The following is a 13,730-nucleotide window of genomic DNA, read 5'->3' on the forward strand; positions in this document are numbered from 1 at the left end:
CCCACGGACTGATCAGCCACGGCACGGTCGCTGCTCTCTCCAGCTCATCCCACGACACCCACGCCCATTCCATCACCTCGGACGGATCCGGACTGAGATCGGACGCGGCCCGTGCATAGAACACGGGGCAGACCTCGTTCTCGACTGTGCCGTCGCTGGCCGTCGCCCGGTACCGGAAGTGCGGAAGCAGACACGTCACATTGTCGACGACCAGTCCGAGCTCCTGCTCGACACGACGGCGCACAGCATCGTCGGGGGTCTCGTCCGGGCCGGGATGACCGCAGCACGCATTGGTCCAGACGCCGGGCCACGTGACCTTGCTCAGCGCGCGGCGCGTCATGAGAACCCGGCCGGCGTCGTCGAAGATGTAGCAGGAAAAGGCAAGGTGTGCAGAGGAGTCTCGGCATGGTGGACCGTGGCCTTCGGCGCAGTGCCGACGGGCCGCTCGTCCTCGTCGAGCAGAACAACGAGTTCCTCGTGGGCAGGCGCGGTCATCTATCAATCTCCGTCGGTCTGGTCGGTGGTGGCCGGGAGCTGCCACGGACACGCCGAGCCGAGCCTACCCGGCTTCGCCACTACCCGGACGGCGTGCGCGATCCGAAGGCGGTGACCGGTGTCGGTCGCCGCAACTATCGTGGCCTCAGCGCCTGCGACCGTACCTGCGGAAAGGGAGGCCCGAAGTGTGTGGACGGTATGCGAGTACCAGTACCCGCGGAGACTTGCTTGCGGCGTACGAGGCCACCGAGGCGGTCGGGGAGGAGCTACCCCCGTCGTACAACATCGCCCCGACCCAGCGGGTGAATGTGGTGCTCGAACGCGCGCCCCGCGAGCATCCCGACGCCGATCCGGTCCGGCAGGTCAACAGCACCGTCAAGTGGGGATTGGTGCCGTCCTGGGCGAAGGACCCGAAGATCGGCTCCCGGATGATCAACGCCCGCTCGGAAACGATCACCGAAAAGCCCGCATTCAAGGCCGCCGCGGCACGTCGACGGTGCATTCTGCCGGCCGATGGCTACTACGAATGGCTGAAGAACGACGACGGCAAGAAGATCCCGTACTTCCTGCACTCCGATGCGCCGCTTGTGATGGCCGGCCTCTACGAGCTGTGGCCCGATCCCGCTCTGCCCGAAGACCACCCGGACCGCTGGTTGTGGACCTGCACGGTGCTGACGCGGCCGGCCACTGACGCGGCCGGTCATATCCACGACAGGTCGCCGGTGATCCTGCCGGAGACGTTCGTCGAGCCCTGGCTCGATCCGACCCTGACCGATCGTGACGATGTGGCGGCGTTGCTGAACTCGATTCCGGAACCGCGCCTCGAACCGTACGAGGTGAGCACCGCGGTGAACTCTCCGCGCAACAACACCCCGGACCTCCTGCGTCCCGTCCACCCCGACACGGCGCGGTGAACGTCCGCGGTGAATGTCACAGGGCGCGGCGCGCATCGCTGGAGAACCCGTCGCACATTTGCATCGTGGACGGTAGCTCTGTCGGTGACGGTCGGTATCGCCTCGGTCGGATGCGTCCGGTCTACCGAGGGCGACGCGATCTCGGTGCCGTCGGTGGCTACCGCTACGCGGACGTCGGACACCCGCACTTCGGTACCGGTCCCGGCGGATCTCGACGCGGAGGATTGCAGTGCCCGCGACATCGCATCCGATCTGGGTGACCCTGCCGAGAGCGTCGATGTGATGCGCTGTTACGGGGACTGGGCCTTGATTTCGATCGGTACTCTCGGCGACACGACTTCTCTCGTGCGCCACGCGGACAGCGGATGGGTGCGGTTCGCGGGGTTTCCCTCCGCGATGTGCCGCGGCTTCGCCGCGGCTCAGGGCGCACCGGACGAGCTGTTGGTGAATTTCCCCGACTGTGCCGAGAACCCACCGGGCGGAGACCTGGGGCTGAGCGTGCCGATGTCTGTGCCGTCGTGTGACGGCATGGGAATCGTCGTAGTCGGAAACGCCGTCGACCCGGCGAGCTACGCAAGCGAGGTGCAACACCTGCTCGATGCGAATCCCGGTTCGTCGTATCTGCGGACCGATCGGTCCTGTCCGTCGCTGCGACAGGCGGACGAACGGGGCAACGCCATCTACGCCGTCTACTTCTATGCGGGATATACACACGGTGAGGTATGCGCAGCGGTCCGGGACCGGGGCGGCGACGCGTACGGGAAGGTCCTCGACCGGGAAAGCGATCCGGCGGCCGTCGTCGAATGCCGCTAGCAACTGCCGCTCAGCTCCGCAGTGTCGCGTTGAGCCGCGCGGCCTGTCGAATCAGGTGGTCGCGTTCGGGCAGGTTCGGTGCCGACCGGGCCGCCTCGGCGTAGAGGCGCGCCGCGGCCACCAGGTCACCGTCCTTCTCGTGCAGGTAGGCCGCGACTGCCGTGTAGCGGGGCAGGGCAGGGTCGATTTCCGACAGGGCGGCCAGGCCGGCCCGCGGACCGTCCGCCTCGCCGACCGCGACGACGCGGTTGAGGCGGGCCACCGGGCTGTCGGTGAGCCGCACCAATTCGTCGTACCACTCCACGATCTGTACCCAGTCGGTTTCGTCCGCGGTCTGTGCGTCGGCATGGAGCGCGGCGATCGCGGCCTGTGCTTGGAACTCGCCCAATTCGTCTCGCGCCAGGGCCTTTCGGAGCAGGTCGATGCCTTCGGTGATCATTCCGATGTCCCAATGGGTGCGGTCCTGATCGGTGAGCGGCACCAGGCTGCCGTCGGCGCGGATGCGGGCCGGACGCCGCGCGTGGTGCAGCAGCATGAGCGCCAGCAGTCCCGACACCTCGGGGTGGTCGCATCCGGCAGCCAGTTGCCGGGTCAACCGGATGGCCTCCGCGGCGAGGTCGACGTCGCCGGAGTAGCCCTCGTTGAAAACCAGGTAGAGCGTGCGCAGCACCGTGGCGACATCGCCGTGCCGATCGAACCGGACGCCGGCAACGGTCCGTTTGGCCCGGCTGATGCGCTGGGCCATGGTCTTCTCCGGCACCAGGTAGGCCTGGGCGATCTGATGTGTGGTGAGACCACCGACGGCGCGGAGCGTGAGCGCGACGGCCGAGGCCGGAGTCAAGGACGGGTGCGCGCACAGGAAGTAGAGCGCGAGTGTGTCCTCCATCGCTTCGCCGGGACCGCGCGCGGGTTCGGTCCCCACCCATATCTCACGGCGGCGTCGTGAGACGTCGGCGCGGGTGGCGTCGAGGAACTTTCGCCAGGCCACCGTGACCAGCCAGCCCTGTGGATCGCGCGGCGGGTTCTCCGGCCACACGCGCAATGCGTCGATCAGGGCGTCCTGGACGGCGTCCTCGGCCGCCGCGAAGTCGGCTCCGCGGCGGCCGAGAATGCCGATCACGGTGGGCGTCAGGCTACGGAGCAAGGCCTCGTCCACCGGGATCCTCACTCCGTGGAAGGCGCCGGCCCGGTGAGGAACGGGCGCAACTCGAGCCATTCGTGGATCGGCTTTCCGCCCGCGCCCGGAGCGGCGGACAGCTCCCCGGCGAGTTCGAGCGCGCGGTCGTAGCTCTCGACGTCGATCACCATCCACCCGGCGATCAGATCCTTGGTCTCCGGGAACGGGCCGTCGGTGACGGGCGGGCGGCCCTCCCCCGTCGTAGCGGACGAAGGTTCCCTCGGGGGACAGCGCCTGTCCGTCCACGAATTCGCCGGTACCTTCCAACCGGGCAGCGAAGTCGTTCATGTACTGGATGTGGGCCGAGATCTCCTCCGGAGACCACTGGTCCATCGGCACATCATTGACCGCTGCCGGTGCGCCGCGGTAGTGCTTGAGCAGCAGATACTTGGCCATTGTCTCGTCTCCTCGGTGCGGTACAGCCCATTGTGGCCGTATTCGCTTCTGGGACGGCGCCGGTCCGTGATTCTCGACATCCCGACTCCGAAAACTTTTCTCGGCGGGCCGCGGCGCGGAGTCCCCGGTCCACGCACCGGGACGTTAGGGTCGAGCCCATGACGCGACAGGTAAGCGTGTGGGGCGGCGGATTCTGGCTGAGTCGAAAACTTCGGGAGGCGGCACTGGACGCGGCGCGCGAGCTCGACGAGCTCGGCTACTCGCGCTTGTGGACGTCGGGCGGTTTCGGAGACGGGGTGCCGTCGGTGTACGGCGAAGTGCTCGCCGCGACGCCACGACTCGCCGTCGCCAGCGGAATCGTCAGCATCTGGCACGCCGACCCGACCGAGACCGCCCGGGTCGTCAACCAGCTCGAGCAGAATCATCCGGACCGCTTTCTGCTCGGCGTGGGCACCAGTCACGCGCCTGTCGTCGATGCGAAGGAAGGGCACACGTACACCAAGCCCTACAGCCACATGGTCGAGTACCTCGATGCGCTGGACGCCGCGGAAATCCCTGTCCCTGCCGAACGCCGGGTACTCGCAGCGCTCGGTCCTCGTATGCTCGCGCTGTCTGCGGAGCGAGCTGCGGGCGCCCACCCCTATTTCGTTCCCGCCGACCACACCGCCTTCGCTCGCGAGGTGCTCGGCGCCGGTCCGCTTCTGGCACCCGAGGTCGCAGTGGTGCTCGAACCGGACGAAGTCACCGCGCGCGGCATCGCGCGCGAGTACATGCGCGGCTACCTGGCATTGCCGAACTATTCGAACAATCTGCGACGACTCGGCTACACAGACGAGGACCTGGCCGACGGCGGCAGCGACCGGCTGATGGACGTGCTGATCCCGTGGGGGGATCTCGAACGCGTCGTCGCCGGAATCGAAGAGCATTACCAGGCCGGTGCCGACGAGGTCGCCATCCAGGTGCTGACGGCGGATCAGAGCACGTTCCCCGCGCGACAGTATCGGGAGCTCGCGGCGGCACTGATCGCGTGAGCCGGAGGCACCGTTGCCGGATGTAAGTGCCGATCGACGTGTGCAACGGAAAGGTCGCGGGTTGATCCGGGCGATCGAACCCGCAACCACCCGGTGTCTTCTGGGCTAGCGTGGGGACAACCCGAGGCGATGTCTCCGAGTGCTGGGTAGACGAGGCGGGAGTCGATGATGGCCGTGTCGAAGAAGAGCGAGAATCCGGATTCCGAAGCGCTACCGCCGGTCCCCGAGGGCGCCGTGACGGTCACGTTGAAGATCCTTCGCTTCAATCCGGAGGATCCGGGCAAGGCCGGATGGGAGAGCTTCGAGGTTCCTTGCCTGCCCACGGATCGACTGCTCAATCTGCTGACCTACGTCAAGGGTTATCTCGACGGTACGTTGACCTTCCGCCGCTCGTGCGCGCACGGCGTGTGCGGATCGGATGCGATGGTCATCAACGGAGTGAACCGGCTCGCATGCAAGGTGCTCATGCGCGACATGCTGCAGAAAGGCGGTGCGAACACCACCATTACGATCGCACCCCTCAAGGGGTTGCCGGTCGAGAAGGACCTCGTCGTCGACATGGAGCCGTTCTTCTCCGCGTATCGCCAGATCAAACCGTTCCTGATGACGTCGGGCCAGGAGCCCACCCGCGAGCGCATCCAATCGCAGACCGACCGTGCCCGATACGACGACACCACCAAGTGCATCCTGTGCGCGTGCTGCACCGCCTCGTGTCCGGTGTACTGGGCGGACGGCAGCTATTTCGGGCCGGCCGCAATTGTCAACGCACATCGCTTCATTTTCGACAGTCGCGACGAGGGTGCTCGGGAGCGGATGGATATTCTCAACGACATCGACGGCGTCTGGCGGTGCCGCACCACCTTCAACTGTACCGACGCCTGTCCGCGCGGGATCAAAGTGACGCAGGCGATCACCGAGGTCAAACGTGCGCTTCTGTTCAGCCGCAAGGCAGTCACGCGGTAGCGGCACGAGCACGCCGCATCCGACCTACGGTGGACTCATGGACTGGTCGAAGGCACTCGGAATCCCGGCCGCGGCGCTCGCGGCGGTCGCCTCGTACGATTTGTTGCAGCGCAACCACTCACTGCTGCGCAATTTCCCCGTCCTCGGGCACGGACGCTACTTCCTCGAGGCGATCGGCCCGGAACTGCGCCAATACATCATCACCCGCAACGACGAGGAGCGGCCCTTCACCCGCGACCAGCGGCGCTGGGTGTACGCGTCGTCGAAGCAGGAGGTCAACACATTCGGGTTCGGCACCGACAACGACATCGAGTTCACCGATGGTTACACGATCATCAAACACCGTGTGTTCTCGCAGCTTCCGCCGTCCGGTGCACCGCACGGCGGTGAGGGGCTCGAGATCCCGTCGGCGAAGATCCTCGGCGGTCCGCGGGGTCGGGCGAAGGCATTCCGTCCCGGGTCGTTCGTCAACATCTCGGCGATGAGTTTCGGATCATTGTCCTCGGCCGCGGTGGTCGCGCTGAACAAGGGCGCCGCGGCCGCCGGATGCATGCAGAACACCGGAGAGGGCGGCCTGTCTCGCTACCACCGCAACGGCGCAGACCTGATCTTCCAGATCGGCACCGCATATTTCGGATGCCGCGACAGCGACGGCCGATTCGACCTCGACCGGCTCGTCGCACTCACCGAATCGGCCCCCGTCAAGGCCATCGAGATCAAGCTCAGCCAGGGCGCCAAACCCGGCCTCGGTGGTTTGCTGCCCGGCGCGAAGGTCACCGAAGAGATCGCGGAGATCCGTGGAGTGCCGCAGGGGCGCGACGTGGTGAGTCCATCGCGGCACACCGCGTTCGACGACGTCGACAGCATGCTCGACTTCGTCGAACTGATTGCCTCGAGAACCGGTGTTCCCGTGGGGATCAAAGCCGCAGTCGGTGATCCGACGTTCTGGCAGGTGCTGGTCGAGGCAATGCGCAGCGGTGACCGGGGCGTCGACTTCGTCACGATCGACGGCGGGGAAGGCGGCACGGGAGCAGCTCCGCTCGTGTTCACCGACTCGGTGTCGCTGCCGTTCCGCAGCGGCTTCGCGCGGGTCTACCGCCAATTTGCCGAGGCAGACCTCGCCGAACAGGTCACGTTCATCGGCTCGGGAAAGCTCGGCGTTCCCGACAATGCCGTTGCCGCCATGGCGCTCGGCTGCGACATGCTCAATGTGGCGCGCGAACCGATGTTCGCCCTGGGATGTATCCAGGCGCAGAAGTGCCACACCGACAAATGCCCTACCGGGGTCGCCACCCAGAACCCGTGGCTGGAACGCGGATTGGACGTTCCGTCGAAGGCGCTCCGGGTCGAGCAGTACCTGCGGGCGTTGCGGCGGGATGTGTTCAAGGTGGCCGAGGCGTGCGGGGTGGCACATCCGAGCATGATCACCGCCGAGGACGTCGAGGTCGCCGACGGTAACCGTCGCGCGGTCACCCTCGCCGAACTCTACGGTTACAAGGACGGATGGGGGCTGCCGAGCGCAGCCGACTGCGCCGAGATCTCCCGCATCATGACAGCGACCGCGGCCCAGCCGCCCGGGGAAACCGGTTCGCCCGGTGCCGAGACGAAACGCTGAGCACCGACGATTGCCGCGGGGCCGGTGCGGCGTGGACCGCGCGATAGTGGCCCAGATCACATCCGCCCCGTACTCTGGGTCCATGAGGAAGCACATCACCACTGGTCCACGCGATATCTCGGTCGATGTGGGGGACACGATCGAGTTGCATGTAAAGGAGAACACCTCGCGCGACTACTGCTGGTCGACCACGCGGGTCGGTAAGGGTCTGGTGCTGCGCGATGTCCGGTTCGTTCCGTCGATGAACCCTTTGCCCGGCGCGACCAGCGAGCGTGTGTTCTATCTCCGGGCGAAGCGCCCCGGCGTGTGGCCGCTGTCGCTGAGGATGCGGCGGATGATGGATCTGACGGCCGACAGCGAGAACATGACCATCACGGTCACCTGACGGCGCATGCGGTAGAACGGTGTGATGGGGGGTTGTCCGGCGCGCGGGTTGCGCCTTCCGGGTGTGCTGCTGTTGTCGTTTCTCGTTTCTGCGTGCGGTAACAGTCCTGCCACGGTCGAGGACCTTCCCGCGGGCCAGGTGGTGTTCGAGGTCGGTTCGGCAGGCGACGGGTGGGCGGCAGCTGCGGCGCAGGCGGCACGTTCTCCCGAACTGCGGATCTATGGTGACGGGCGGGTGCTGTTCACCGAGCCGAGGCCCGCAAGCCTCATGGCACCATCGGAATACCTTGTCGGGCAGGCCGATCCGGCGGAAATAGCACGGTTCGCCGCAGAACTCGAGCAACGGCGTCTGGTGGACCTCGGTACTCGGGTGGGTAGCCCCACTGTGACCGACCAGGCCACCACCACCACCATCGCGCTGCACGGTCGCGAAGAACCGGACGAGATCCGAATCTACGCCTTCGCGACCCGGTTCGAAGACGGTCTGCCGGCGGCGGCAGTCGAGAACCGGCAGGCGCTGCGCGGCGATAGCCGAGGCCCGATCACTCGCCGACGGCGAATTCCGACCGTATGTGCCCGCCACAGTGGTCGTCTACGAACTGCCGGCGGACGAACGGTCCGACACTGCGGAGCTGTCCGCCTCTCTCCCGCGATGGCCCGGCCCCGACCCGCAAAGTTTTCTCCGGCCGGGTGACGGAACAATGCGGCGCGGTGAGATCGACGGCGACACCGCGGCGAGCGTCTACACCGCGGCACTCAGCAACCCCGACGCGCTGTGGCGTGTCGGCGACCGCGTGGTGCGGCTCGTCGTCGATCCCGTGCCGTGAGGCACTGCGACGCCATCGGAGTGGGCGCGGCCGAGGCTCAGCGCAGCGCGGCCGGGCTGTCGAGGTCGGCCGCCGCGTACGTGTCGCAAGCGGCGACCTGCCCGGTGCGGTAACCGGCGAGGAACCACTTCTGCCGCTGCTCCGACGAGCCGTGGGTCCATGCCTCCGGATTGACGCGACCGCTCGCAGCCGCCTGGATCCGGTCGTCACCGACGGCCGAGGCTGCCGAGAGAGCGTCGCGAATGTCGGTGTCGCTCAACGGGACCAGGAACGGCCGGCCGGTGTTCGGGTCGGGCATCTTGTCGGCGTGATATGCCCATATCCCTGCGTAGCAGTCGGCCTGCAGTTCGGTACGCACCGCGCCGGACTCCGGACCCCGCGGATCCGTCTGTGCCCGGCCGAGGTCGCCGAGCTGATTCTGCAGATGGTGTCCGACCTCGTGCGCGACGACGTACTCCTGCGCGAGGGGTCCCCCGCTCGAGCCGAAGCGGGTGACGAGATCCTGGAAGAAACTGCTGTCGAAGTACGCGGTCTCATCGGCCGGACAGTAGAACGGGCCGATGTCGCTGGTGGCGTTGCCGCATCCCGTGGCGGTCGCGCCCGTGAACAGTTGCACCCCGGGCTGTACGTACTCGACCCCGGTCTGGCGGCCCAACTCCTGCTCCCACACCAGGTCCAGACTGCCCACCGTGAAGTTGATGCGGCAGTCGATGTTCTCGTTCGCGTCCGCACCCGTCTCGCAACCCTCGAGGGTGCCGCCGGTGTCGTACTGCGCGGCCTCGCCGGGCACGCCCGCCCCGAGCAGCGACCCGGGGTCGCCGCCGAACAGCAGGGCCAGAATCAGTACCAGGATGCCGCCGGCGCCACCGCCGAGCGCAATCTTGCCACCGCGGCCGCCGCCGGTGCGGACTCGACCGGGGTTCATCCGTGCGCCCTCGTTGAAGGTCATCGCTTCACTTTCTCGTCACAGTGCTCGCAGACGCACAAGCTTGGCACGACCGATTCGGTACGGGTGTGCTCGGGCCGCGCGTGTCTTTCGTAGGATTACAGCGACGAACCACGTCGATGATCGTTTCGAAAGGAATTCCGTGCTGCGCACCCATCTCGCCGGCTCGTTGCGAGCCGAGCACGCCGAGCAGACTGTCACCCTCACCGGTTGGGTCGCCCGGCGTCGCGACCACGGCGGGGTCATCTTCATCGACCTCCGCGACGCTTCGGGTGTGTCTCAGGTGGTTTTCCGCGAGGCCGGGGTGCTCGAACAGGCCCACCGCCTGCGCGCCGAGTACTGCGTGAAGGTCACCGGGGTCGTCGAAATCCGTCCCGACGGAAATCAGAACTTCGAGATTCCCACCGGCGCGATCGAGGTCAACACCACCGGGCTCGAAGTGCTGGGCGAGGCGGCGCCGCTGCCCTTCCAGCTCGACGATCAGGCCGGCGAAGAGGCGCGCCTGAAGTACCGCTACCTCGATCTGCGGCGTGAAGGTCCTGGCAAGGCCATCCGTCTGCGCAGCAAGGTCAATGCCGCGGCGCGCGGGGTGCTGGCTCATCACGAATTCGTCGAGGTCGAGACGCCGACCCTGACCCGCTCCACCCCCGAGGGTGCCCGCGACTTCCTCGTTCCGGCGCGGTTGCAGCCGGGCAACTTCTATGCCCTGCCGCAGTCGCCGCAGTTGTTCAAGCAGCTGCTCATGGTCGGCGGTATCGAGCGGTACTACCAGATCGCTCGTTGCTACCGCGACGAGGACTTCCGCGCCGACAGGCAGCCCGAGTTCACTCAGCTCGATATCGAGATGGCATTCGTCGGCCAGGACGATGTGATCCTGCTGGCCGAAGAGGTGCTCCACGCGCTGTGGCGTCTGGTCGGCTACGAACTCGATACCCCCATCCCGCGCATGACCTACGCCGAGGCGATGCGCCGGTTCGGTACCGACAAGCCCGACCTGCGCTTCGACGTCGAGCTCGTCGAATGCAAGGAATTCTTCAAGGAGACCACGTTTCGGGTTTTCCAGGCCGAGTACGTCGGTGCGGTCGTCATGCCGGGCGGAGCGAGCCAGCCGCGGCGCCAGCTCGACGCGTGGCAGGAATGGGCCAAGCAGCGCGGTGCGAAGGGGCTCGCATATGTGCTGGTGGGGGAGAACGGCGAGCTGACCGGCCCGGTCGCCAAGAACCTCACCGACACCGAACGGGAAGGACTCGCCGCGCACGTGGGGGCGAATCCGGGAGACTGCATCTTCTTCGCTGCCGGACCGACCAAGCCCATGCGCGCGTTGCTGGGCGCCGCTCGCGGCGAGATCGCACGCAAGCTCGACCTGATCGATCCGAACGCGTGGGCCTTCGTCTGGGTCGTCGATGCGCCGATGTTCGAGCCGGCAGCCGACGCCACCGCCAGCGGTGACGTGGCGCTCGGCTCGTCGGCGTGGACGGCGGTGCATCACGCCTTCACCTCGCCGAAACCCGAGTTTCTCGACACGTTCGACACCGATCCCGGCTCGGCACTGGCCTACGCATACGACATCGTGTGCAACGGCAACGAGATCGGCGGTGGCTCGATCCGCATCCATCGCCCGGAACTCCAGGAGCGGGTCTTCAAGGTGATGGGCATCTCGGAGGAGGAAGCGAACGAGAAGTTCGGCTTCCTGCTCGACGCCTTCAAGTACGGTGCGCCGCCGCACGGCGGAATCGCATTCGGCTGGGATCGCATCACCGCACTGCTTGCCGGGGTCGATTCGATCCGTGAGGTCATCGCGTTCCCGAAGTCCGGTGGCGGTGTCGACCCGCTCACCGATGCTCCCGGTCCGATCAGTCCGGAGCAGCGCAAGGAGTCCGGCATGGACTTCACTCCCGAGCCGGAGAAGGATTCCGCGCCCGCTCCGGCCCGGTAGTTCCGGCTGCCGGTTCTGCACGGCTTCGGTCGGTGGTGCATTGCTTCAGCGATGCACCACCGCCTCTTTGCCCATCCTCCATGAAATTCGGGCCAGACGGAACATCGAAAAATACAGAAATAGTTTCGTCGCCGATCACCCAGGGAAAACGAACGGCACGAACACAGGCCCCGCCGAGAGGGCCGAAGGAGGGTTGGCACCATGCCTGACGCACGCGTGATCTTCTACAAACCGCTCGCACTTGCAGCGAGCGTCGGAGGAGGCATCCTTGCCGGCGCCGTGTTCCAGCGCATGTGGACGAAGGTCACGGGGCAGGACGAGAAGCCCGAGCCGCAGGATCTGTCACACAGCATGCGTGAAGTTCTTCTTGCCGCTGCCCTCCAAGGACTGATCTTCGGCGTCGTAAAAGCGGGAGTGGATCGGGCGACCGCCCAGGGATTCCGTAAGATCACGCACGTCTCGCCGGAATGAGTCGATGCCGTGAACGCATTGCCGGACCTAGGTCCCGGGCGAATTGGGCATTCCGCAGGACCGAATCGTGATCTGAAGCCTGTAGATTGTCTCGTGATGACCGCAACATTGGCAGACCCTGTGTCGGAGGTAGTGCACGCAGCCGAAAAGCTGCTCACTCGGCGTACCGGAGCACCGGTGACTCTGGCGGACCCCGTGGATCTCGGCGGCAGTGGCCGGTCCGTGGTGTTGCGCGTGCGTGTCGCCGCGAATCCCTTCTCCCTTCCGCGAACCCTGGTACTCAAGCAGGTGCCGCCCTCGCGCGGTGCCGGCCATGTCGACTTCCGGGGCGAGAGCACCGACGAGCAGGTCGCGTTCCTGCGCGAAGCGGTGTCGTACCAGTTCGCGACCGCACTGGCCAAGGATCACCGCCCCGGAGCCGAATTGCTGGCGTACGACTTCGACACGCGCCTGCTCGTTCTCAGCGACCTCGGTGATGCGACTCCGCTGGCCACGCTGCTGCGGCGCGACGACACCGAAGCCGTCGGCAACACCCTCATGGCGCTCGCGCAGGCGCTCGGCCGCATGCATGCCGCCACCGTCGGCCGCGAGGAGGACTTTGCCGCGTTGTTGCGTCGCGCCGATGTCAGGCACGTCGGCGACGCCGTCGCCGACCAGGCGATCGCCGGGATACGCGGCGTGCCCGAACTGCTCGCCGCCGAATTCGGGCTCGACGTGCCCGAGTCCGTGCGCGCTCGCGCCGAGCGGGCCGCGAAACTGTTCACCGGCGGCAGGTTCCGGGCCTTCAGCCCCTCCGATCTGTGCCCGGACAACATCGTCGTCGGCGACGACGGTGTGCAGTTCCTCGACTACGAATGGGGTGGCTTCCGCGATGCCACGCTCGACGTCGCCTACGCGTTGACGTCGTTCCCGCTGTGCCTGTGCGCCGCGCCGCTGACCTCCGAACGGGTCCGGGCGATGGCCGATGCGTGGCGCGCCGAAGTGGTGGGGATGTGGCCGCAGCTCGCCTACGACGAAGTGCTCGCCGAGCGTCTCCTCGACGCGCAGCTCGCATGTGTGTGGCTGAGCACCCATCTGTTCCTGCCCGAGGACCACGCCCGTCTCGCCTCGGTACGCGAACACGAATTGTCGGTGCCACGCTTCCCGGCGCTGCGGTCGCGGTGGTCGCTGCTCGCCGAGTTCGCAGCCGACAGCGGACACGACGATGTCGCCGGGCACGCCCGCGACGTACTCGCGCACCTGGAAGAGCGCGTCACGACCTGACGGCTCCGCCTCGATTGCAGAATCGGGTCCGCAGACCACGGCGTGCAGGTAGCATTCCGCGCATGGCCGGACGCGGGACGAACGGCACCCACGGACGTCGGCGGACGGCGCTGGTCGTCGCGGGCGCGGGTGCGCGCGGCGCTTATCAGGCCGGTGCGATCACGACTCTGCTTCCCCGGATCACGCGACACTACGCGGCGCCCCGCATCCTCGTCGGAACCAGCGCCGGCGCGATCAACGTGGTCGGGCTCGCCGCCTTCGCCGACGAGGGACTGCCCACGGCGGCGGAGCAGCTCGTGGATTTGTGGACCGGGGTGGTCTCGTCGGACGTGTACTCGTCGGTGCACAGCGTGCTCGGTACCGGCGCGGCGTTCCTGGGACAGGCGATCGGCTTGCCCCGCATGCGATTGGTCAGTCTGCTCGACACGACCCCGATCCGGGGGCTCCTGCAGGGTCTGGTGCCGTGGACCCGGCTGCACGAGAACATCCGGTCGGGGTT

General features: G+C 67.0%; 14 protein-coding genes and 2 pseudogenes. 12 read left to right on the forward strand and 4 right to left on the reverse strand.

The genetic code is table 11. From position 1 onward, the window contains the following. Window positions 1-495, reverse strand: a pseudogene (gene idi, locus Q8814_RS19180) (isopentenyl-diphosphate Delta-isomerase); the annotation flags it as partial. 185 nt (window positions 496-680) lie between these two features. On the opposite strand from idi, the gene Q8814_RS19185 reads away from it, so the two are divergent. Together Q8814_RS19185 and Q8814_RS19190 are read left to right on the forward strand one after the other, a co-directional pair. Further along, on the forward strand, window positions 681-1,409 hold the full coding sequence (locus Q8814_RS19185) for an SOS response-associated peptidase (RefSeq protein WP_330153584.1): 729 nt from the start codon (window positions 681-683) through the stop codon (window positions 1,407-1,409). An 84-nt stretch (window positions 1,410-1,493) separates the two neighbouring features. Next, window positions 1,494-2,222: a hypothetical protein gene (locus tag Q8814_RS19190; protein WP_330153585.1), complete on the forward strand. Its 729-nt coding sequence runs from the start codon at window positions 1,494-1,496 to the stop codon at window positions 2,220-2,222. A gap of 10 nt (window positions 2,223-2,232) precedes the next feature. Here Q8814_RS19190 and Q8814_RS19195 read toward each other — a convergent pair whose 3' ends face one another. Both Q8814_RS19195 and Q8814_RS19200 read right to left on the reverse strand, forming a co-directional pair. Next, window positions 2,233-3,378 (reverse strand): RNA polymerase sigma factor, encoded by a 1,146-nt coding sequence (locus tag Q8814_RS19195; RefSeq protein ID WP_330153586.1) that lies wholly within the window; start codon window positions 3,376-3,378, stop codon window positions 2,233-2,235. Window positions 3,379-3,386: 8 nt separating this feature from the next. After that, window positions 3,387-3,795: pseudogene (locus tag Q8814_RS19200) on the reverse strand (YciI family protein). A gap of 158 nt (window positions 3,796-3,953) precedes the next feature. Between Q8814_RS19200 and Q8814_RS19205 the strand changes: the two are divergent. The 6 genes from Q8814_RS19205 to Q8814_RS19230 all read left to right on the forward strand — a co-directional run bounded on the left by Q8814_RS19205 (window position 3,954) and on the right by Q8814_RS19230 (window position 8,615). After that, complete coding sequence (locus Q8814_RS19205; RefSeq protein WP_330153588.1) at window positions 3,954-4,826, forward strand: TIGR03620 family F420-dependent LLM class oxidoreductase; 873 nt, start codon at window positions 3,954-3,956, stop codon at window positions 4,824-4,826. A 165-nt stretch (window positions 4,827-4,991) separates the two neighbouring features. Continuing rightward, entirely contained in the window at window positions 4,992-5,789 is a 798-nt protein-coding gene (locus tag Q8814_RS19210) for a succinate dehydrogenase iron-sulfur subunit (protein ID WP_330153589.1), read from the forward strand. Between the two features lie 37 nt (window positions 5,790-5,826). Continuing rightward, window positions 5,827-7,404, forward strand: coding sequence for an FMN-binding glutamate synthase family protein (locus tag Q8814_RS19215; protein WP_330153590.1), 1,578 nt, complete (start codon window positions 5,827-5,829; stop codon window positions 7,402-7,404). Window positions 7,405-7,486: 82 nt separating this feature from the next. Beyond that, window positions 7,487-7,789 carry a protease inhibitor I42 family protein gene (locus tag Q8814_RS19220; protein WP_330153591.1) on the forward strand — a complete coding sequence of 101 codons (303 nt, stop codon included), beginning with the start codon at window positions 7,487-7,489 and terminating at the stop codon, window positions 7,787-7,789. Between the two features lie 24 nt (window positions 7,790-7,813). Continuing rightward, the gene (locus Q8814_RS19225) at window positions 7,814-8,482 is read left to right on the forward strand and encodes a hypothetical protein (protein ID WP_330153592.1); all 669 of its coding nucleotides are present in this window, start codon (window positions 7,814-7,816) and stop codon (window positions 8,480-8,482) included. A gap of 7 nt (window positions 8,483-8,489) precedes the next feature. Next, the gene (locus Q8814_RS19230) at window positions 8,490-8,615 is read left to right on the forward strand and encodes a hypothetical protein (protein ID WP_330153593.1); all 126 of its coding nucleotides are present in this window, start codon (window positions 8,490-8,492) and stop codon (window positions 8,613-8,615) included. Window positions 8,616-8,652: 37 nt separating this feature from the next. On the opposite strand, the gene ypfJ is transcribed toward Q8814_RS19230, so the two are convergent. Continuing rightward, window positions 8,653-9,564 carry a KPN_02809 family neutral zinc metallopeptidase gene (gene ypfJ / locus Q8814_RS19235; RefSeq protein ID WP_330153594.1) on the reverse strand — a complete coding sequence of 304 codons (912 nt, stop codon included), beginning with the start codon at window positions 9,562-9,564 and terminating at the stop codon, window positions 8,653-8,655. A 139-nt stretch (window positions 9,565-9,703) separates the two neighbouring features. On the opposite strand from ypfJ, the gene aspS reads away from it, so the two are divergent. From aspS to Q8814_RS19255, 4 genes are all read left to right on the forward strand, one after another. Then, entirely contained in the window at window positions 9,704-11,497 is a 1,794-nt protein-coding gene (gene aspS / locus Q8814_RS19240) for an aspartate--tRNA ligase (RefSeq protein WP_330153595.1), read from the forward strand. Between the two features lie 201 nt (window positions 11,498-11,698). Continuing rightward, window positions 11,699-11,968, forward strand: a complete 270-nt coding sequence (locus tag Q8814_RS19245) for a DUF4235 domain-containing protein (RefSeq protein WP_330153596.1) — start codon at window positions 11,699-11,701, stop codon at window positions 11,966-11,968. Window positions 11,969-12,064: 96 nt separating this feature from the next. Further along, a complete protein-coding gene (locus Q8814_RS19250; RefSeq protein ID WP_330153597.1) occupies window positions 12,065-13,231 on the forward strand; it encodes a kinase in 1,167 nt (388 codons plus the stop codon). A 62-nt stretch (window positions 13,232-13,293) separates the two neighbouring features. Beyond that, a partial coding sequence (locus Q8814_RS19255) for a patatin-like phospholipase family protein (protein WP_330153598.1) occupies window positions 13,294-13,730 on the forward strand: 437 nt, incomplete at its 3' end.

It is taken from the genome of Rhodococcus chondri (assembly GCF_036327435.1).
Lineage (GTDB): Bacteria > Actinomycetota > Actinomycetes > Mycobacteriales > Mycobacteriaceae > Rhodococcus > Rhodococcus chondri.

Coding starts and splice junctions, on each gene's coding strand:
- Q8814_RS19205 (WP_330153588.1), top strand. CDS start 3,954: ATGACGCGACAGGTAAGCGTGTGGGGCGGCGGATTCTGGCTGAGTCGA.
- Q8814_RS19210 (WP_330153589.1), top strand. CDS start 4,992: ATGATGGCCGTGTCGAAGAAGAGCGAGAATCCGGATTCCGAAGCGCTA.
- Q8814_RS19215 (WP_330153590.1), top strand. CDS start 5,827: ATGGACTGGTCGAAGGCACTCGGAATCCCGGCCGCGGCGCTCGCGGCG.
- Q8814_RS19220 (WP_330153591.1), top strand. CDS start 7,487: ATGAGGAAGCACATCACCACTGGTCCACGCGATATCTCGGTCGATGTG.
- Q8814_RS19225 (WP_330153592.1), top strand. CDS start 7,814: ATGGGGGGTTGTCCGGCGCGCGGGTTGCGCCTTCCGGGTGTGCTGCTG.
- Q8814_RS19230 (WP_330153593.1), top strand. CDS start 8,490: ATGCGGCGCGGTGAGATCGACGGCGACACCGCGGCGAGCGTCTACACC.
- ypfJ (WP_330153594.1), bottom strand. CDS start 9,564: ATGACCTTCAACGAGGGCGCACGGATGAACCCCGGTCGAGTCCGCACC.
- Q8814_RS19245 (WP_330153596.1), top strand. CDS start 11,699: ATGCCTGACGCACGCGTGATCTTCTACAAACCGCTCGCACTTGCAGCG.
- Q8814_RS19250 (WP_330153597.1), top strand. CDS start 12,065: ATGACCGCAACATTGGCAGACCCTGTGTCGGAGGTAGTGCACGCAGCC.